At 64.1% G+C, this 17,422-nt stretch carries 15 protein-coding genes; 9 read left to right on the forward strand and 6 right to left on the reverse strand.

Going from position 1 to position 17,422, the window contains the following annotated elements; genetic code table 11:
• Nucleotides 1-135: 135 nt before the first annotated feature.
• Entirely contained in the window at nucleotides 136-1,104 is a 969-nt protein-coding gene (locus IB236_RS00495) for a tripartite tricarboxylate transporter substrate binding protein (protein WP_108498338.1), read from the forward strand.
• A gap of 110 nt (nucleotides 1,105-1,214) precedes the next feature.
• On the opposite strand, the gene ugpQ is transcribed toward IB236_RS00495, so the two are convergent.
• The 6 genes from ugpQ to ugpB all read right to left on the reverse strand — a co-directional run bounded on the left by ugpQ (nucleotide 1,215) and on the right by ugpB (nucleotide 6,587).
• Nucleotides 1,215-1,976, reverse strand: coding sequence for a glycerophosphodiester phosphodiesterase (ugpQ, locus tag IB236_RS00500; RefSeq protein ID WP_192418232.1), 762 nt, complete (start codon nucleotides 1,974-1,976; stop codon nucleotides 1,215-1,217).
• Entirely contained in the window at nucleotides 1,973-2,341 is a 369-nt protein-coding gene (locus IB236_RS00505) for a VOC family protein (protein ID WP_192418234.1), read from the reverse strand. The genes ugpQ and IB236_RS00505 overlap by 4 nt, the downstream gene beginning before the upstream one ends.
• A 4-nt stretch (nucleotides 2,342-2,345) precedes the next feature.
• On the reverse strand, nucleotides 2,346-3,356 hold the full coding sequence (locus IB236_RS00510; RefSeq protein ID WP_056060362.1) for a sn-glycerol-3-phosphate import ATP-binding protein UgpC: 1,011 nt from the start codon (nucleotides 3,354-3,356) through the stop codon (nucleotides 2,346-2,348).
• Between the two features lie 61 nt (nucleotides 3,357-3,417).
• Nucleotides 3,418-4,269, reverse strand: a complete 852-nt coding sequence (gene ugpE / locus IB236_RS00515) for a sn-glycerol-3-phosphate ABC transporter permease UgpE (protein WP_056060366.1) — start codon at nucleotides 4,267-4,269, stop codon at nucleotides 3,418-3,420.
• 2 nt (nucleotides 4,270-4,271) lie between these two features.
• The gene (gene ugpA, locus IB236_RS00520; protein WP_015012736.1) at nucleotides 4,272-5,153 is read right to left on the reverse strand and encodes a sn-glycerol-3-phosphate ABC transporter permease UgpA; all 882 of its coding nucleotides are present in this window, start codon (nucleotides 5,151-5,153) and stop codon (nucleotides 4,272-4,274) included.
• Nucleotides 5,154-5,273: 120 nt separating this feature from the next.
• Nucleotides 5,274-6,587, reverse strand: coding sequence for a sn-glycerol-3-phosphate ABC transporter substrate-binding protein UgpB (gene ugpB / locus IB236_RS00525; protein WP_056060369.1), 1,314 nt, complete (start codon nucleotides 6,585-6,587; stop codon nucleotides 5,274-5,276).
• 300 nt (nucleotides 6,588-6,887) lie between these two features.
• Here ugpB and serA point away from each other — a divergent pair, with 300 nt between their 5' ends.
• The 8 genes from serA (at nucleotide 6,888) to ubiB (ending at nucleotide 17,347) form a co-directional block, all read left to right on the forward strand.
• Nucleotides 6,888-8,117: a phosphoglycerate dehydrogenase gene (gene serA, locus IB236_RS00530; RefSeq protein ID WP_121943683.1), complete on the forward strand. Its 1,230-nt coding sequence runs from the start codon at nucleotides 6,888-6,890 to the stop codon at nucleotides 8,115-8,117.
• 99 nt (nucleotides 8,118-8,216) lie between these two features.
• On the forward strand, nucleotides 8,217-12,131 hold the full coding sequence (locus tag IB236_RS00535; protein ID WP_192418236.1) for an FAD/FMN-binding oxidoreductase: 3,915 nt from the start codon (nucleotides 8,217-8,219) through the stop codon (nucleotides 12,129-12,131).
• Entirely contained in the window at nucleotides 12,131-12,562 is a 432-nt protein-coding gene (locus IB236_RS00540) for an HIT family protein (RefSeq protein WP_056060378.1), read from the forward strand. The genes IB236_RS00535 and IB236_RS00540 overlap by 1 nt, the downstream gene beginning before the upstream one ends.
• Nucleotides 12,563-12,641: 79 nt before the next feature.
• Nucleotides 12,642-13,064, forward strand: a complete 423-nt coding sequence (locus IB236_RS00545) for a gamma-butyrobetaine hydroxylase-like domain-containing protein (protein WP_099731079.1) — start codon at nucleotides 12,642-12,644, stop codon at nucleotides 13,062-13,064.
• A 215-nt stretch (nucleotides 13,065-13,279) separates the two neighbouring features.
• Nucleotides 13,280-14,011: a bifunctional demethylmenaquinone methyltransferase/2-methoxy-6-polyprenyl-1,4-benzoquinol methylase UbiE gene (gene ubiE / locus IB236_RS00550; RefSeq protein ID WP_056060384.1), complete on the forward strand. Its 732-nt coding sequence runs from the start codon at nucleotides 13,280-13,282 to the stop codon at nucleotides 14,009-14,011.
• A gap of 36 nt (nucleotides 14,012-14,047) precedes the next feature.
• Nucleotides 14,048-15,085, forward strand: coding sequence for a Tim44 domain-containing protein (locus IB236_RS00555; RefSeq protein WP_056060388.1), 1,038 nt, complete (start codon nucleotides 14,048-14,050; stop codon nucleotides 15,083-15,085).
• Nucleotides 15,086-15,146: 61 nt separating this feature from the next.
• On the forward strand, nucleotides 15,147-15,785 hold the full coding sequence (locus IB236_RS00560) for a hypothetical protein (RefSeq protein WP_192418238.1): 639 nt from the start codon (nucleotides 15,147-15,149) through the stop codon (nucleotides 15,783-15,785).
• Nucleotides 15,782-17,347 carry a ubiquinone biosynthesis regulatory protein kinase UbiB gene (gene ubiB / locus IB236_RS00565; protein ID WP_056747295.1) on the forward strand — a complete coding sequence of 522 codons (1,566 nt, stop codon included), beginning with the start codon at nucleotides 15,782-15,784 and terminating at the stop codon, nucleotides 17,345-17,347. The genes IB236_RS00560 and ubiB overlap by 4 nt, the downstream gene beginning before the upstream one ends.
• The last annotated feature ends 75 nt before the right edge of the window (nucleotides 17,348-17,422 follow it).

The raw sequence follows: 17,422 nt of genomic DNA on the forward strand, positions 1-17,422 counted from the left end.
AGAGGTGATCTGGAGGGCTGTCGCGCCCTGGTGTCTGATAGCCTCTTTACACCTTCCAGGACGGTTGCCATGGCCCGCTCTGACGGAACTAGCGAACACCCCCGTACACCCACAACCAATGCTGGAGACAACCCCATGAAACTGCTGCGTACCTGCATCACCCTGGCCGCAGGCCTGGCCTTTGCTGCCGCCGTGCAAGCGCAGGCGTTTCCGTCCAAGCCCATCCGTATCGTGGTGGGTTTCCCCGCCGGCGGGCCTCTGGACCAGCATGCGCGCCTGCTGTCCGACAAGCTGCAGACCGTGCTGGGTCAGCCGGTGGTGATGGACTACAAGGCCGGAGCCGGTGGCACCGTGGGCGCGCAGGAGGTGATGAAAGCGCCCCCTGACGGCCACACCATCATGCTGGCCAACACGGGGGTGATGGTCATCAACCCAGCGCTGTACAGCCGCCTGCCCTATGCCACCCTCAAGGACTTTGTGCCCGTGGCGCGCACGGCCATGCAGCCGCTGGCCTTGCTGGTCAACACCAGCGTGCCCGCCAAGAATCTGCAGGAGTTCATGGCCTATGCCAAGTCGCGGCCCGGTCAGGTCAACTTTGGCTCGGCGGGCAATGGCGGCATCAGCCACCTGGTGCCCGAGATGTTCAAGACCGCCACGGGCCTGTTCATGGTGCACATCCCCTACCGGGGCAGCGCGCCGGCATTCACCGACCTCATGGGCGGGCAGGTGCAGTTCATGGCCGAGAGCATTCCGCAGGCTGCGTCGTACCACAAGCAAGGCAAGGTGCGCGCCCTGGCCGTGACCAGCAAGGAGCGCAACCCCGCGCTGCCCGAGGTGCCCACGGTGATCGAGAGCGGCATCAAGGGCTTTGAGGTGGTGGGCTTCTATGGCTTTCTGGCCCCTGCAGGCACGCCCAAGGACGTGGTCAACAAGCTCAGTGACGCCTTTGGCCAGGTGTTGCAGATGCCCGATGTGCGCAACCGCATGGTGAGCCAGGGGGCCGATCCGGCATTTTTGGGTGCGGACGACTTTGCCAAGTTCCTGGCCTCGGAGATGCCCCGCTGGGCCGACGCCGTCAAGAAGTCTGGCGCGAAACTCGATTGACCCCCTGAGGCGCTGCGCGCCTTCCCCCTGCAGGGGGACTCCACCGGTGGCCCGGCAAACCCGGTCCCCGGTGGCGCTGGCTTGGGGCGGTGTTGGTTGGAAGGTGCGCGTTATGGCGTGGCGGGCGAGAAGAAATCCACGCGGTCGGTGATGATGCCGTCCGTGCCCAGCGCGATGAGGCGCTGCGCCGCCCAGTCGTCGTTCACCGTGTAGCTCAGCGTGCGCATGCCCATGCCGTGGACTTGCGCCACCAGGGCCGGGTCCCACAGCGCGTGGTTGCACACGATGGCCACACAGCCGAGCGCCTGCGCCTTGTCAAAGCATCCGTCCCACAGCGCGTCGATGAGCAGCGCGCGGGGCAGGTGGGGCGCGGTGGCCATGGCGCCCGCCAGCGCCTCGGGCTTGAACGACGAGAACAAGGGCGGCACGGCCTGCCCTTGCCACAGCCGCGCAGCGTATTCACCCACCACGCGGCCGGTAACTTCTTCCTGGCCTGGTGTGGGCTTGATCTCGATGTTCAGGAAAAACCCGTTGGCAATGCAGTAGCGCGCCAGGTTCTCCAGTGTGGGAAGGGGCTCGCCCGCGTAGCTGCGGGAATACCAGCCACCTGCATCCAGCTGGGCGAGCTGGGTCCAGGGCCGGTCGCCGCCGGTGCCGTGGCCATTGGTCGTGCGCTCCAGCCTGGCGTCGTGCATCAGAAAAGGCACGCCGTCGCTGCTGAGCTTGGCGTCGCACTCGAACATGCGGTAGCCGTATTGGGCACCCAGCCGGAAGGCGGCCAAGGTGTTCTCAGGGGCCAGCTTGCCCGCGCCGCGGTGGGCGATCCAGCGGGGGTAAGGCCAGGGGGCGAGGGTAGACGAGGGTGCGCTCATGCGGGTTCACCAAATTTCAGCAGATTGCCATGGGGGTCGACGACATACATCTCCTTCATGCCCCAGGGCTGGACAGTGGGAGGTGCCAGTTGCAGGCCGCGTGCCGTGAAATCCGCATGCAGCAACCCGGTGTCTGCACGTACGTAGCACGAAGTGTTTTCTGCAATGTGGCGCTCGGTGCAGGGCCAAAAGTGCAGCTCGCAGCCATCGCGCTGCAGGATCAGGTAGTTATCCATCTCCAGCAGTGCGGTGAACCCCAGCCGCTCGACGTAGAACTGCCGGGTCTCTGCCAGGTGCAGCGAGGCCAGCACCGGCACGGTGGCCAGAACCTCGTGCCCGGCGCGGGCGGCTTCAGGCGGCTGCACGGGCTCAGTCGGGGATGCGTTTACCGGTGGTGGCATCGAAAGCGTGCAGGCGGTCGGGACGGGGCACGACGTGGATCACCGCATCCGGCTGCGGCGCGTGGGTGCCTTCCTCTACCCGCACGATGATCTGTTCGCCGTTGATGCGGCCGTAGATCAGGCGCTCGGCACCCAGCAACTCCACAGTTTCGACGGTAACGGCCCAACCCTCGCTGCGCACATCCAGATGCTCCGGGCGGATGCCCAAAATGGTGCCCGGTTTGGCGCCAGGTGCGTTTTTGAGCAGGTTCATCGGCGGCGAGCCGATGAAACTGGCCACGAAGGTGGAGGCGGGCGTGTGGTAGACCTCTTCGGGTGTGCCGAACTGCTCCATGTTGCCCGCGTTCATCACGATCATGCGCTGGGCCAGCGTCATGGCCTCGACCTGGTCGTGTGTCACGAACAGGCTGGTGATGCCCAGTTCGCGGTGCAGCTTCTGGATTTCGAGGCGGGTCTGGGCGCGCAGCTTGGCGTCCAGGTTGGACAGCGGCTCGTCAAACAGGAACACCTGGGGCTGGCGCACGATGGCGCGGCCCATGGCCACGCGCTGGCGCTGGCCGCCCGACAGCTCGCGCGGCTTGCGCTCCAGCAGGTGGCCCAGTTCGAGGATCTTGGCGGCCTTGTCGACGCGCGCCTTGATCTCTTCCTTGGGTACCTTGGCGATCTTCAGGCCGTAGGCCATGTTCTCGAAGTTCGTCATGTGCGGGTACAGCGCGTAGTTCTGGAACACCATCGCGATGTCGCGCTGGGCGGGTTCCAGGTCGTTGACCACACGGTCGCCAATGCGCAATTCGCCGCCGGAGATTTCTTCCAGGCCCGCCACCATGCGCAGCAGGGTGGACTTGCCGCAGCCCGAGGGGCCGACGATGACGACGAACTCGCCGTCCTTGACCTCGGCGTTCACGCCGTGGATGACCTGGTTGGCCTTGGGGCCCACGCCGTAGCGCTTGACGATGTTGCGAAGAGAGAGGGATGCCATATGTGCAATGAATTTGATAGCTACAGGGGCTTATTGAACAAGCGCTTGCAGGGGTTTTGTCTTATTTTTCGGTGTCCACCAGGCCCTTGACGAACCAGCGTTGCATGACCACCACCACAAAGGCAGGCGGCAGCATGGCCAGGAGGGCCGTGGCCATCACGATGTTCCATTCGTTGCCTGCGTCGCCACCGGCCAGCATGCGCTTGATGCCGATGACCACCGGGTACATGTCTTCGGACGTGGTCACCAAGAGCGGCCACAGGTACTGGTTCCAGCCGTAGATGAACTGGATCACGAACAGTGCGGCAACCGAAGTGCGCGACAGCGGCACCAGGATGTCCTTGAAAAAGCGCATCGGACCGGCACCGTCCACGCGTGCGGCCTCCACCAGCTCATCGGGTACCGTCAGGAAGAACTGGCGGAACAGGAAGGTGGCGGTGGCCGAGGCGATCAGCGGCACCGTGAGGCCTGCGTAGGTGTTGAGCATGCCCAGGTTGGATACGACCTGGTAGGTAGGCCCGATGCGCACTTCCACGGGCAGCATCAGCGTAATGAAGATCAGCCAGAAGCAGATGCCCTTGAAGGGGAAGCGGAAGTACACGATGGCAAACGCCGACAGCAGCGAGATGGCGATCTTGCCCACCGTGATGACCATTGCGGTGACAAAACTCACCCACATCATGCGGGCGACAGGTGCAGTGGAGCCCGCACCCGCGCCGCCGCCAAACAGCGCGTCGTGGTAGGTCTGCCAGAAGTTGCTGCCGGGCACCATGGGCATGGGCACCTGAACGATGTCCTGTGCGGTATGGGTGGAGGCCACGAAGGCCAGGTACAGCGGGAAGCCGACGATGATCACGCCCAGCACCATGATGAGGTGCGAGAACGCGGTGAGATAGGGGCTGCGTTCGACCATTTTTAGTATTGAACCTTTTTCTCAACGTAGCGGAACTGAATGACGGTGAGCACCACCACGATGGCCATCAGCACCACCGATTGCGCGGCCGAGCCGCCCATGTCCATGGCCTTGAAACCATCGTGGTACACCTTGTAGACCAGGATGGAGGTATCGCGCCCGGGACCGCCCTGGGTGGTCGAGTCCACGATGGCAAAGGTGTCGAAGAACGCGTACACGACGTTGATCACCAGCAGGAAGAACGTGGTGGGCGACAGCAGCGGGAACTGAATGCTCCAGAACCGGCGCCAGGGGCCCGCACCGTCGATGGCGGCGGCTTCGATCAGCGACTTGGGGATGGACTGCAAACCTGCGAGGAAAAACAGGAAGTTGTAGGAGATCTGCTTCCACACCGCTGCAATCACGATCAACGTCATCGCGTGGTCGGAGTTGAGCATGTGGTTCCAGTCAAAGCCCGACTGGCGCAGCATGTAGGCCACCACACCCAGCGAGGGCGAGAACATGAACATCCACAGCACACCTGCCACCGCAGGGGCGACGGCGTAGGGCAGCAGCAGGGCGGTCTTGTAGACGATGGCGCCCTTGATGATGCGGTCGGCGAAGATCGCGAGGATCAGTGACAGGCCGATGCCCACCACCGCCACCAGGATCGAGAAGAAGGCCGTGGTCTTGAACGAGGCGAGATAGCCCGGGTCTTCAAACAGGGCCTTGAAGTTGTCCAGCCCCACCCATTCGGTGGACATGCCAAAGCTGTCCTGCATCTGGAACGACTGCACCAGGGCCTGGCCTGCGGGCCAGAAGAAGAACACGCTGATGATGACCAGCTGGGGAGCCAGAAGCACCCAGGGTAGCCACGCAGAGCGGAAAAGTACGCGTTTTTCCATGACGAAACTCTCAAAAAGAAAACCCCGCCGCCCCGTGAACCAAGTTGGTTGACGGGGCGGCGGGCTTTCGATGCCGCCCAGCCGGGTGGCCAGGTGACATCGACAGATGGTGGACCGTGCTTACTTGTTGGCGCGTGCGAAGCGGGCCAGCTGCTCGTTGCCACGTGTCACGGCGGTGTCCAGGGCTTCCTTGGGTGACTTCTTGCCCGACCAGATCTGTTCGGTTTCCTCGTCGATGATCGAGCGGATCTGCACGAAGTTGCCCAGGCGGATGCCACGCGACTTGTCGGTGGCCTTGCGGATCATCTGCGTCACGGCCACGTCGGTGCCGGGGTTCTTGTCATAGAAGCCAGACGCCTCGGTGAGCTTGTAGGCGCCCATGGTCACAGGCAGGTAGCCCGTGCGCTGGTGGCTGGCAGCCTGCACCTTGGTGTCGTTCAGGAAGTTCAGGAAGCTGGCCACGCCCTTGTATTCCTCGGGCTTCTTGCCGGCCATCACCCACAGGCTGGCGCCGCCGATGGCGGTGTTCTGTGGGGCACCCTTCACATCGGGGTAGTAAGGCAGGGTGGAGATGCCGTAGGCGAACTTGGCTTCCTTGGCCACGCGGGCGTACAGACCCGACGAGCCGGTGATCATGGCGCATTCACCGGAGGGGAAGGATGCATCGGCCGTGTTGTTGCGGCCCTTGTAGACAAAGCTGCCTTCCTTGGAGGCCTTGGCCAGGTTCTCGAAGTGGCGAACGTGCAGCGGGGTGTTGATCTGCAGTTGCGCGTCGTTGCCGTCAAAGCCGTTGTTCTTGGAGGCGAACAGGGTGTTGTGCCACAGCGAGAAGCTCTCCAGCTGCGTCCAGCTCACCCAGCTGGTGGTGAACGGGCAGCTGTGGCCGCTGGCCTTGAGCTTGGAGGCGGCGGCAAACACTTCGGGCCAGGTCTTGGGCGGCTTGTCGGCGTCCAGACCAGCCTTCTTGAAGGCGTCCTTGTTGTAATAGAAGATCGTGGTCGAGCTGTTGAGCGGGTAGCTCAGCATCTGGCCGTTGGGGGCGGTGTAGTAACCGGCCACTGCGGACACATACTCGGTGGGTTCAAACTTGAAGCCCGCGTCGTTCAGCACCTTGGCTGCAGGCACGATGGCGCCCTTGCTGGCCATCATGGTGGCGGTGCCCACTTCGAACACTTGCAGGATGTGGGGGGCATTGCCAGCGCGGAAGGCGGCAATGGCGCCGGTCATCGATTCGTCATACTGGCCCTTGTACGTGGGCACGACCTTGTACTGGGATTGGCTGGCGTTGTATTGCTTGGCCAGGTCATTGACCCAGTCGCCCAGCGCTGCACTCATCGAGTGCCACCATTGGATCTCAATGGGTGCCTGTGCTTGCGCAGGTGCGCAGACCGACATGGCAACAGCAGCGCAGACCGCCAGAAGCTTCGTTTTCATGAATATTTCCTCCGAGGATGACGAAAAGCACAAGGGCCGGATGCTATGCAGCCTCTGTGACATTGATATGTCGTTGTCGCATGAGCCCGCGCCCTGCAACAACCGGGGAAACCCCTTGGGGTACCCGTGAGGGGTGCGATTGTGACCTTTTTGTGACAAGGTGTGGCGCATTTGCCGAGGCTTGCAAGGTTTTGTGCAATGCACCATGCTGGTGACTGTTCACATGCGTGTGCAGCCCCGGTTCGTTCGCGCCGTCGCGCGCCGGACTTCCCCTTTCTTCACTCCTTCTCCTTCATCGCCATGGCCACCAATTCGCTCGACAAGAACAAGATCAAGTTTCTGCTGCTCGAAGGCATTCATTCCTCCGCGGTGGATGTGATCCGGGCGGCAGGCTATACGCAGATCGAGACGGTGTCCGGCGCACTGCCCGACGAAGAACTCCAACGCAAGATCGCCGATGTGCACTTTGTGGGCATCCGCTCGCGCACGCAGCTGACCGAAGAGGTGTTTGCCCAGGCCCATAAGCTGGTGGCCGTGGGCTGCTTTTGTATTGGCACCAACCAGGTGGACCTGAACGCGGCGCGCGAGCGCGGCATTGCGGTGTTCAACGCGCCGTACTCCAACACCCGCTCGGTGGCCGAACTGGTCCTGGCCGAAGCCATCCTGCTGCTGCGCGGCGTGCCTGAGAAAAACGCGGTGGCCCACCGGGGCGGCTGGCTCAAGAGCGCCGATAACGCCTATGAGATCCGTGGCAAGACCCTGGGCATCGTGGGCTACGGCTCCATCGGCACCCAGCTGTCGGTACTGGCCGAGGCCATGGGCATGCACGTGGCCTTCTTTGATGTGGTCAACAAGCTGCCTCTGGGCAATGCCCGCCAGGTGCAGCACCTGCACGATCTGCTGGGCCAGAGCGACATCGTGAGCCTGCACGTGCCCGAGCTGCCGTCCACCGAGGGCATGATCGGCGCCGCCGAAATCGCGGCCATGAAGCCGGGCGGCATCCTCATCAACGCCGCGCGGGGCACGGTGGTGGATATTGAAGCGCTGGCTGCAGCGCTCCAGGCCAAGAAGCTGCTGGGCGCCGCCATCGACGTGTTCCCGGTCGAGCCGCGCACCAACAAGGATGAGTTTGTATCGCCCCTGCGCGGGCTGGACAACGTGATCCTGACTCCCCACATCGGCGGCTCCACCATGGAGGCGCAGGCCAACATTGGCCTGGAGGTGGCCGAGAAGCTGGTGAAATACAGCGACAACGGCACCAGCACCTCGTCGGTCAACTTTCCCGAGGTGGCGCTGCCCGCCCACCCCGGCAAGCACCGTCTGCTGCACATCCACCGCAACGTGCCGGGCGTGCTGTCAGAGATCAACCGCATCTTCTCGGACAACCAGATCAACATCTCGGCCCAATACCTGCAGACCAACGAGAAGATCGGCTACGTGGTCATCGACATCGACGCCGCCTCGTCCGATCTGGCGCTGGACAAGCTGGCCCAGGTCAGCGGCACCCTGCGCAGCCGCGTGCTGTTCTGACACTGTTGCGGGGCCGGTTTCGGCTCTGTCAGACAGCCCCGGCCCGGCAAGCCGCAGGCCGGTGGCTTAAAATCGCGCCCCCACCCCAGGTAGACCCCCATGAATGTACCGATCGCGTTGGCGGCCTTGCAGACGCAGGCCGCCGAGCCTGCCCGACTGCGTGAAATTCCCTATAACTACACCTCGTTTTCCGACCGGGAGATCGTGATCCGGCTGCTGGGGTCCTCATCCTGGGAGGTGCTGGACCAGCTGCGCAAAGAGCGCCGCACGGGCCGTTCGGCCCGCATGCTGTACGAGGTGCTGGGCGATATCTGGGTCGTGCAGCGCAACCCCTACCTGCAGGACGACCTGCTGGACAACCCCTCGCGCCGCAAGCTGCTGGTGGATGCCCTGCAGCACCGCCTGGGCGAGATCGAAAAACGCCGCACCCCCGCAGACGATGCCGAGCGCGACCGTCTCGTCGGTGAGCTGGTCGTCGCCGCGCGACGCGCTGTGGCCGAATTCAACGCCACCTTCGAGCAGGCCGCGCAACTGCGCCGCCAGATCCAGAAAACCCTGGGCCGCCTCACGGCCAAGGACAACATCAAGTTCGACGGCCTCTCCCGCGTGAGCCATGTGACCGACGCGACCGACTGGCGCGTCGAATACCCGTTCGTCGTGCTCACCCCCGACACCGAGGTCGAGATGGCTGGCCTGGTGAAGGGCTGCATCGAACTGGGCCTGACCATCATTCCACGCGGGGGCGGCACCGGCTACACCGGCGGCGCCATTCCGTTGACGTGGAAGAGCGTGGTCATCAACACCGAAAAGCTCGAAGCCATGACCGAGGTGGAGATGCGCCGCCTGCCGGGCCTGGACCGCGAGGTGGGCACGGTGTGGACCGAAGCCGGCGTGGTCACCCAGCGTGTGGCCGATGCGGCCGAGCGTGCGGGCTTTGTGTTTGCGGTGGATCCGACGAGCGCCGAGGCATCGTGCATTGGCGGCAACATCGCCATGAACGCGGGCGGCAAGAAGGCCGTGCTCTGGGGCACGGCGCTGGACAACCTGGCCAGCTGGCGCATGGTCACGCCCGACGCCCAGTGGCTCGAAGTGACCCGCCTGGACCACAACATGGGCAAGATCCATGACGTGGAAGTGGCCACCTTCGAGCTGCAGTATTTCGAGGCCGATGGCAAGACGCCCGTGCGCACCGAGCGCCTGAGCATTCCGGGCAAGACTTTCCGCAAGGAAGGCCTGGGCAAGGACGTGACGGACAAGTTCCTCGCCGGACTGCCCGGCATCCAGAAGGAAGGCTGCGACGGCCTCATCACCAGCGCGCGCTGGGTGGTGCACCGTATGCCCGAGCACACGCGCACCGTGTGCCTGGAGTTCTTCGGCAACGCCAAGGACGCCGTGCCCAGCATCGTCGAGATCAAGGACTTCATGTTCGCCGAGCAAAAGCGCAGTGGCGTGCTGCTGGCGGGCCTGGAGCACCTGGACGACCGCTACCTGAAGGCTGTGGGCTATGCCACCAAGAGCAAAAAGGGCAACGGCGGCCTGCCCAAGATGGTGCTGATTGGCGACATTGCCGGTGACAACGCCGACGACGTGGCCCGCGTGACCAGCGAAGTGGTGCGCCTGGCCAACACCCGCAGCGGCGAAGGCTTTGTGGCCATCACGGCCGATGCGCGCAAGAAATTCTGGGCCGACCGCAAGAAGACGGCGGCCATCAGCCGCCACACCAACGCATTCAAGATCAACGAAGACGTGGTGATCCCGCTGCCGCGCATGGCCGAGTACACCGACGGCATCGAGCGCATCAACATCGAGCTCTCCCTGCGCAACAAGCTCAAGCTGTGCGACGCGCTGACCGAGTTCTTCGAGCGTGGCAACCTGCCCCTGGGCAAGCACGACGCCGACGACGAGGTGCCTTCGCCCGAGCTGCTGCAAGACCGCGTGGCCCAGGCCATCGCCCTGGTGGAAGAGGTGCGCGCCCTGTGGCAGGGCTGGCTGCACGATGTGGAAACGCTGTTCCCCCAACTGCAGGACCACACCCTGCGCGCCAGCTGGAAGACCCAGCTGCGGGCGCCGCTGCAAGGCATCTTCACTGGCGCGGCGTTCAAGCCCATCCTGGACGAGGCCGTGGCCATCCACAAGCGCGTGCTCAAGGGCCGCGTGTGGGTGGCGCTGCACATGCACGCAGGCGACGGCAATGTGCACACCAACATCCCGGTCAACAGCGACGACTACGAGATGCTGCAAACGGCCCACGAGGCCGTGGCGCGCATCATGGTGCTGGCGCGCAGCTTGAACGGCGTGATCTCGGGCGAACACGGCATTGGCATCACCAAGCTGGAGTTTTTGACCGATGAAGAGCTGCGCCCCTTTGCCGAGTACAAGCGCAAGGTGGACCCGGAAGGCCGCTTCAACAAAGGCAAGTTGCTCCGAAATCAGGAGCATTCAGGGCATATTCAACCAGCGCTTGGTGCCGATTTGGCTTCAAAACCGGCGCTGCATGCCGATTTGACCAACGCCTACACACCCAGCTTCGGCCTGATGGGGCATGAGTCGCTGATCATGCAGCAGAGCGACATCGGCGCCATTGCCGATTCGGTCAAGGACTGCCTGCGCTGCGGCAAGTGCAAGCCCGTGTGCTCCACGCACGTGCCACGCGCCAACCTGCTGTACAGCCCACGCAACAAGATCCTGGCCACGTCGCTGCTGGTCGAGGCGTTCCTGTACGAAGAGCAGACCCGCCGGGGCGTGAGCATCAAGCACTGGCAGGAGTTTGAGGACGTGGCCGACCACTGCACGGTGTGCCACAAATGCGAGAGCCCTTGCCCGGTGAAGATCGACTTCGGCGACGTCACCATGAACATGCGCAACCTGCTGCGCAAGATGGGCAAGAAGACCTTCCGCCCCGGCAACGCATTGGCCATGACCATGCTCAACGCCACCAACCCGGACACCATCAAGCTGATGCGCTCGGCCATGGTGGACGTGGGTTTCAAGGCCCAGCGCATGGCCGTGGACCTGCTGCGCAAGGTGGGCCGCAAGCAAACGGCCAAGCCGCCCGCGACGGTGGGCACGGCTCCGATCAAGGAGCAGGTGATCCATTTCATCAACAAGAAGCTGCCAGGCGGCCTGCCCAAGAAGACGGCGCGCGCGCTGCTCGACATCGAGGACAAGGACTACGTGCCGATCATCCGCAACCCGCAGGCCACCACGGCCGAGACGGAGGCGGTGTTCTACTTCCCTGGCTGCGGGTCAGAGCGCTTGTTCTCGCAGGTCGGTTTGGCGACCCAGGCCATGCTGTGGCACGCGGGCGTGCAGACGGTGCTGCCGCCTGGGTACCTGTGCTGCGGCTACCCCCAGCGCGGTTCGGGCCAGTTCGACAAGGCCGAAAAGATGATCACGGACAACCGCGTGCTCTTCCACCGCGTGGCCAACACGCTCAACTACCTCGATATCAAGACCGTGGTGGTGAGTTGCGGCACCTGCTACGACCAGCTGCAGGGCTACGAGTTTGACAAGATCTTCCCGGGCAGCCGCATCATCGACATCCACGAGTACCTGCTGGAAAAGGGCATCCAGCTGCAAGGCAAGGGCGCCTACCTGTACCACGAGCCCTGCCACAACCCCATGAAGCTGCAGGACTCGATGAAGACCGTGAAGGCGCTGGTGGGCGAGCAGGTCTTGAAGAGCGAGCGTTGCTGCGGCGAGTCGGGCACGCTGGGTGTGACCCGGCCCGACGTGTCCACGCAGGTGCGCTTCCGCAAGGAAGAAGAGATCAAGAAGGGCGAAGCCCAGCTGCGTGCCAGCGGTGCTGTCGGCGCGCAGGACAACGTGAAGATCCTCACCAGCTGCCCCAGCTGCCTGCAGGGCCTGAACCGCTACGAAGGCGACCTGAACAACGGCTTGCTCGAAGCCGACTACATCGTGGTCGAGATGGCGCGCGAGATCCTGGGCGAGAACTGGATGCCTGAGTACGTACACCGTGCCAACAACGGCGGCATTGAGCGGGTGCTGGTCTGATGACCTGCCCCTTGTGCGCTGAAGACGGCGGCGCATTGGTCTGGCGTGGCGAGCGCCTGCGTGTCATCCGTGCGCAGGAGGCGGGGTTCCCCGCCTTTTACCGCGTGGTCTGGAACGCGCATGTGGCCGAGTTCTCGGACCTGGCCGCTGCTGACCGTGCGCATTGCATGGAAGCCGTGACTCTGGTGGAGCAGGCGCTGCGCCAGCACCTGTCGCCCACCAAGGTCAACATCGCGGCGCTGGGCAACATGGTGCCGCACCTGCACTGGCATGTGATTGCGCGGTTTGACTGGGACAGTCACTTTCCATCGCCCGTATGGGCTGCGGCACAGCGGCCCAGCCCCGCAGCGCAAGAGGCCGCCGTGCGGGCCTTGTTGCCCGCGCTGGAAGCGCAGCTGCAGTCCCAGCTGGCGCAGTGGGCCGCCCGGTAACCTTGCTGGCAGCGTGTGCCTGGGCGGGTGGGACAATGGCAGCCGTCGTTCCTGACAACAGTTTTCTCAAGGTGATTCCATGGCAGGTTTGAAAGCGGGCGCTCCCACGCCGCAGGCCCTGACGGTGCATGAACAGTCGCGCGTGCTGGAGGTGGGTTTTTCGGATGGCGCCACGTTCCGCATTCCGTTCGAGCTGATGCGCGTGTACTCGCCCTCGGCCGAGGTGCAAGGCCACGGCCCGGGGCAGGAGGTGCTGCAGACGGGCAAGCGCAATGTGGCGCTCATCAACCTGGAGCCTGTGGGCAACTACGCGGTCAAGCCCACGTTCTCCGACGGCCACGACAGCGGCATCTTCACCTGGGACTATCTCTACGAGCTGGGCCAGAAGCAGGACGCACTGTGGGCCCAGTACACCGAGCGGCTGGCTGCGGCGGGGGCCGATCGTGATGCACCCATGGCGCCCAAGGGTGGTGCAGGGGGCCATGCCTGCGGCAGTCACTGATGCCCTTGGCAGGCCTGTTCAGGGGGGCCGCCGCCAAAAGCCGCACAAGTCCCTGTGCGTCAAGGTGCTATTGAAAATATAGCTATCAGCGCAATATTTGTTTGCGCTAGCGGCTGGTTTTGTTTCAATAGCGTTCTCCAAATTGCGACAGATGCCCCAATTCAGTGCGGGGTTGTCGCTGTACCTCTGGCGTTCACGCGCCTAGCATGATTCTTATGAGCACCACGCATTTCGGTTTTCAGTCGGTGGACGAGCAGGAAAAGGCACGCCGCGTGCGCGGTGTGTTTGATTCCGTGGCCTCCAAGTACGACGTGATGAACGACCTCATGTCGGCGGGTCTGCACCGTGCCTGGAAGGCCTACACCGTGATGGTGGCCAACCTGCGCGAAGGCAGCCAGGTGCTGGACATTGCGGGTGGCACCGGCGACCTGGCACTGGCGTTTTCCAAGAAGGTGGGGGCATCGGGCCGTGTGGTGCACACCGACATCAATGAAGCCATGCTGCGTGTGGGCCGTGACCGGCTCATCAACGAGGGCGTGGTGCTGCCTACGTTGGTCTGCGACGCTGAAAAGCTGCCGTTCCCCGACGCGCATTTCGACGTGGTGAGCGTGGCTTTTGGCTTGCGCAACATGACCCACAAGGACCAGGCCATTGCCGAGATGTGCCGTGTGCTCAAGCCCGGCGGCAAGCTGCTGGTGCTGGAGTTTTCCAAAGTGGCGCAGCCGCTGACCAAGGTGTACGACTGGTACTCGTTCAAGGTGCTGCCCCAGCTGGGCAAGCTGGTGGCGGGCGACGACGCGAGCTACCGGTATCTGGCGGAGTCCATCCGCATGCACCCGGGGCAGGAAGAACTCAAAAGCCTCATGCAGAAAAATGGTTTTGGGCATGTGGACTATCACAACATGACGGGGGGCATTGTGGCCCTCCATGTTGGAATCAAGTGCTGAGCGGTTTGCTCGGTCGATAACGGAGACGGAGAAGTCATGATGAAACTGTGGTCTGTGGTGTTGGTCGCGATGCTGGCGTTTGCGCACGCCGATGCCGACGCCGCGCGGCGACTGGGTGGTGGCAAATCGGTGGGCAAGCAGTCCAGCAATGTGACGCAGCGCGAGTCGGCCACGCCGCCCGCCACGCCGGGCGCACCGGCACAGAGCGCGACCAACACGGCTGCGGCAGCCAAGCCTGCTACCGCCACGCCGGCAGCGGCTCCGGCCGCACCGGCCAAGAAGCCCTGGGGTGCCATGTTGGGCGGCCTGGCGGCGGGTCTGGGCCTGGCCTGGCTGGCGCACTCGCTGGGCCTGGGCGCGGGCTTTGGCAACATCCTGATGATTGCGCTGCTGGCGCTGGCGGCGTTTGCCATCTTCAAGATGGTCATGCGGTCGCGCAACGGCGGTAGCAATGGCTCGGGCAATGCTGCAGGTGGTGCTCCGTTCGCCTTTCAGGGCGCAGGGGCTGCAACGCCCGCCGCTGCCCAGGTGCCGCCGCAGTACAGCCCCAACAACGTGGGCAACGACGCATCGGCCCGCCCCTGGGAGCGCAGCAGCATGGCATTTGATGCCTCGCGTGCCGGGCAGGGTGGCGTGGGTTCGGGGGTGGTGATCGGTTCGGGCCTGTCGGGTTCGCAGAACTGGGGTGTGCCCGCCGATTTCGACACCGAGGGTTTCCTGGCGGCCGCCAAGCGCAACTTCGTGACCTTGCAGGGCGCGTGGGACCGCTCGGACATCGCCACCCTGCGGTCCATGATGACGGATAACATGCTCGATGAGATCCGCACCCAGCTGACCGAGCGCGAAGCCCACCGGGGCACGCAGCCCAATCACACCGATGTGGTCATGATCGAAGCGCAGCTGCTGGGCATCGAAGACCTGGGCGACGGCTACATGGCCAGCGTCGAGTTCTCGGGCATGATCCGCGAAGAACCCTCCGCCGGGCCCAGCCCCTTCCGTGAGGTCTGGAACATGACCAAGCCCAAGGCGGGCAACACCGGCTGGCTGGTGGCAGGCGTGCAAGCCCTGCAGTAAACACCGCCCACGGGGCCCCTGCGTGCCAGGGGCATTCCAGTTCAGGGAATAATCGGGGACTATGGCAACACCACAGTCCCCTTTTTCTTTTCTGGACGGCCTCTTCGAGCGCCTGGCAGCCGGCCCGCAGCCCCCGCAATGGCTGGTCCACGAGGTGCAGCAGCGCCTGGTGCTGTTTCTCAACCATGTGCTGATGCAGGAGAAAGAGGCCACGGACCGGTTGGTGCGCCAAAAGGGCCGCATCGCCCGGGTGCAGTGGCGGGCCTATTCCCTGTCGCTGGTGATCACCCCTGCGGGCCTGTTCAACCTGGCGCCCGAATCCGCGGTGCCAGACCTGCGGCTGGAAGTGACCGATACCTCCCCCATCACCCTGGCCCAGGCTGCGTTGCGGGGCGACAAGCCCTCCATCCGCATTGAGGGCGATGTGCAACTGGCGGCCGAGATCAACTGGCTGGTGGACCATGTGCGCTGGGATGTGGAGGAAGACCTGGCCCGCGTGATTGGCGATGCCCCTGCGCATACGCTGGCACAGTTCGCCAGCCGGGCTGCGCAGGCGCTGCACCAGTTTGTGGGTTCGCGCATGGCAGCCGCCAGCGCGGCGTCTTCTGCAGTGGTCGTTGCGACGGCACCGGTGGCGCCCAGTGCTCCGGCGGCGGCGCCGCTGTCACCTTCGGCTGGTTCGGACCGGGCCGACGCATGAAGCGCTTCTTGCGGGGGGCGGCCATCCTGTGGGTGGTGTTCCGGTTCGGCCTGGATGGCTTGCTGCTCGACAGCTTTCAAAAGCCCTGGCTGCGCATGATCTCGCGCATCGTGTCCATCGGGCGCAATCTGGATGCGCCGCGTGGGCAACGCCTGCGCGAGGCGCTGGAAAGCCTAGGGCCTATCTTCGTCAAGTTCGGCCAGGTGCTGTCCACCCGCCGCGACCTGCTTCCGCCCGACATCGCCGACGAACTGGCCCGCCTGCAGGACCGCGTGCCGCCATTCGACCCCGACATCGCCATCGCCACCATCGAGCGTGCCTTCCGTCGTCCGGTGGACGAGGTGTTCACCTCTTTCGACCGCACACCGGTGGCCAGCGCGTCCATCGCCCAGGTGCATTTCGCCACGCTGCGCGACCGCCAGGGCATTGAGCGCGAGGTAGCCGTCAAGGTACTGCGGCCTGGCATGCTGCCGGTGATCGAGAAGGACCTGAGCCTCATGCGCATGATGGCGGGATGGGTGGAGAGCCTGTCTGCCGATGGCAAGCGCCTGAAGCCCCGTGAGGTGGTGGCAGAGTTTGACAACTACCTGCACGACGAACTGGACCTGGTGCGCGAGGCTGCCAACGCGGCGCAGCTGCGCCGCAACATGACCGGGCTGGACCTGGTGCTGATCCCCGAGATCTTCTGGGACTTCTGCCACCCCGAGGTCATGGTGATGCAGCGCATGAACGGTGTGCCCATCAGCCAGATCGACCGCCTGCGGGAGGCCGGTGTGGACATCCCCAAGCTGGCGCGCGACGGCGTCACCATCTTCTTCACCCAGGTGTTTCGCGACGGTTTTTTTCACGCCGATATGCACCCGGGCAACATCCAGGTGAGTCTGGAGCCTGCCACGTTCGGCCGCTACATCTCGCTGGACTTCGGCATCGTGGGCACGCTGACCGAAGTGGACAAGGAATACCTGGCGCAGAACTTTGTGGCGTTCTTCCGGCGCGACTACAAGCGGGTGGCAGAGCTGCACATCGAAAGCGGCTGGGTGCCGCCCGAAACGCGGGTCAATGACCTCGAGTCGGCCATCCGCGCCGTGTGCGAGCCATATTTTGACCGCCCACTCAAGGAAATCTCGCTGGGCCTGGTGCTGATGCGGCTGTTCCAGACCTCGCGCCGCTTCCATGTCGAGATTCAGCCCCAGCTGGTGCTGCTGCAAAAGACCCTGCTCAACATTGAGGGCCTGGGCCGCGAGCTGGACCCGGACCTGGACCTGTGGAGCACGGCCAAGCCCTTCCTTGAAAAGTGGATGCTGGAGCAGATGGGCCCCCAGCGCCTGTGGCGCGAGCTGCGGGCCGAGGCGCCGCACTATGCCAAGCTGCTGCCCGAGCTGCCACGACTCATCTACGACGCGCTGCGCCAACGCCCGGCAGACCACGAGCCTGCACTGCGTGAACTGCTGGAAGCGCAAAAACGCACCAACCGGCTGCTGCAAGGCATCATTTTTGCTGGGGTCGGGTTTGTGCTGGGCTTGCTGCTCATCCAACTGCTGATCAGAATCCGGCTTTTCTGACGATCTGCATGCCCGGTGCCCCGGTGTGGGGCGCGCCGGGGTGCAGGTCGGATTTCTTCACCCTGGACCGACCGA

This window comes from Acidovorax sp. ACV02 (genome assembly GCF_014851475.1).
Lineage (GTDB): Bacteria > Pseudomonadota > Gammaproteobacteria > Burkholderiales > Burkholderiaceae_C > Acidovorax > Acidovorax delafieldii.

Bases quoted from the DNA above. Each gene is read 5' to 3' on its own strand.
- IB236_RS00495 (WP_108498338.1), top strand. From the start codon at position 136: ATGAAACTGCTGCGTACCTGCATCACCCTGGCCGCAGGCCTGGCCTTT.
- ugpQ (WP_192418232.1), bottom strand. From the start codon at position 1,976: ATGAGCGCACCCTCGTCTACCCTCGCCCCCTGGCCTTACCCCCGCTGG.
- IB236_RS00510 (WP_056060362.1), bottom strand. From the start codon at position 3,356: ATGGCATCCCTCTCTCTTCGCAACATCGTCAAGCGCTACGGCGTGGGC.
- ugpE (WP_056060366.1), bottom strand. From the start codon at position 4,269: ATGGTCGAACGCAGCCCCTATCTCACCGCGTTCTCGCACCTCATCATG.
- ugpA (WP_015012736.1), bottom strand. From the start codon at position 5,153: ATGGAAAAACGCGTACTTTTCCGCTCTGCGTGGCTACCCTGGGTGCTT.
- ugpB (WP_056060369.1), bottom strand. From the start codon at position 6,587: ATGAAAACGAAGCTTCTGGCGGTCTGCGCTGCTGTTGCCATGTCGGTC.
- serA (WP_121943683.1), top strand. From the start codon at position 6,888: ATGGCCACCAATTCGCTCGACAAGAACAAGATCAAGTTTCTGCTGCTC.
- IB236_RS00535 (WP_192418236.1), top strand. From the start codon at position 8,217: ATGAATGTACCGATCGCGTTGGCGGCCTTGCAGACGCAGGCCGCCGAG.
- IB236_RS00540 (WP_056060378.1), top strand. From the start codon at position 12,131: ATGACCTGCCCCTTGTGCGCTGAAGACGGCGGCGCATTGGTCTGGCGT.
- IB236_RS00545 (WP_099731079.1), top strand. From the start codon at position 12,642: ATGGCAGGTTTGAAAGCGGGCGCTCCCACGCCGCAGGCCCTGACGGTG.
- ubiE (WP_056060384.1), top strand. From the start codon at position 13,280: ATGAGCACCACGCATTTCGGTTTTCAGTCGGTGGACGAGCAGGAAAAG.
- IB236_RS00555 (WP_056060388.1), top strand. From the start codon at position 14,048: ATGATGAAACTGTGGTCTGTGGTGTTGGTCGCGATGCTGGCGTTTGCG.
- IB236_RS00560 (WP_192418238.1), top strand. From the start codon at position 15,147: ATGGCAACACCACAGTCCCCTTTTTCTTTTCTGGACGGCCTCTTCGAG.
- ubiB (WP_056747295.1), top strand. From the start codon at position 15,782: ATGAAGCGCTTCTTGCGGGGGGCGGCCATCCTGTGGGTGGTGTTCCGG.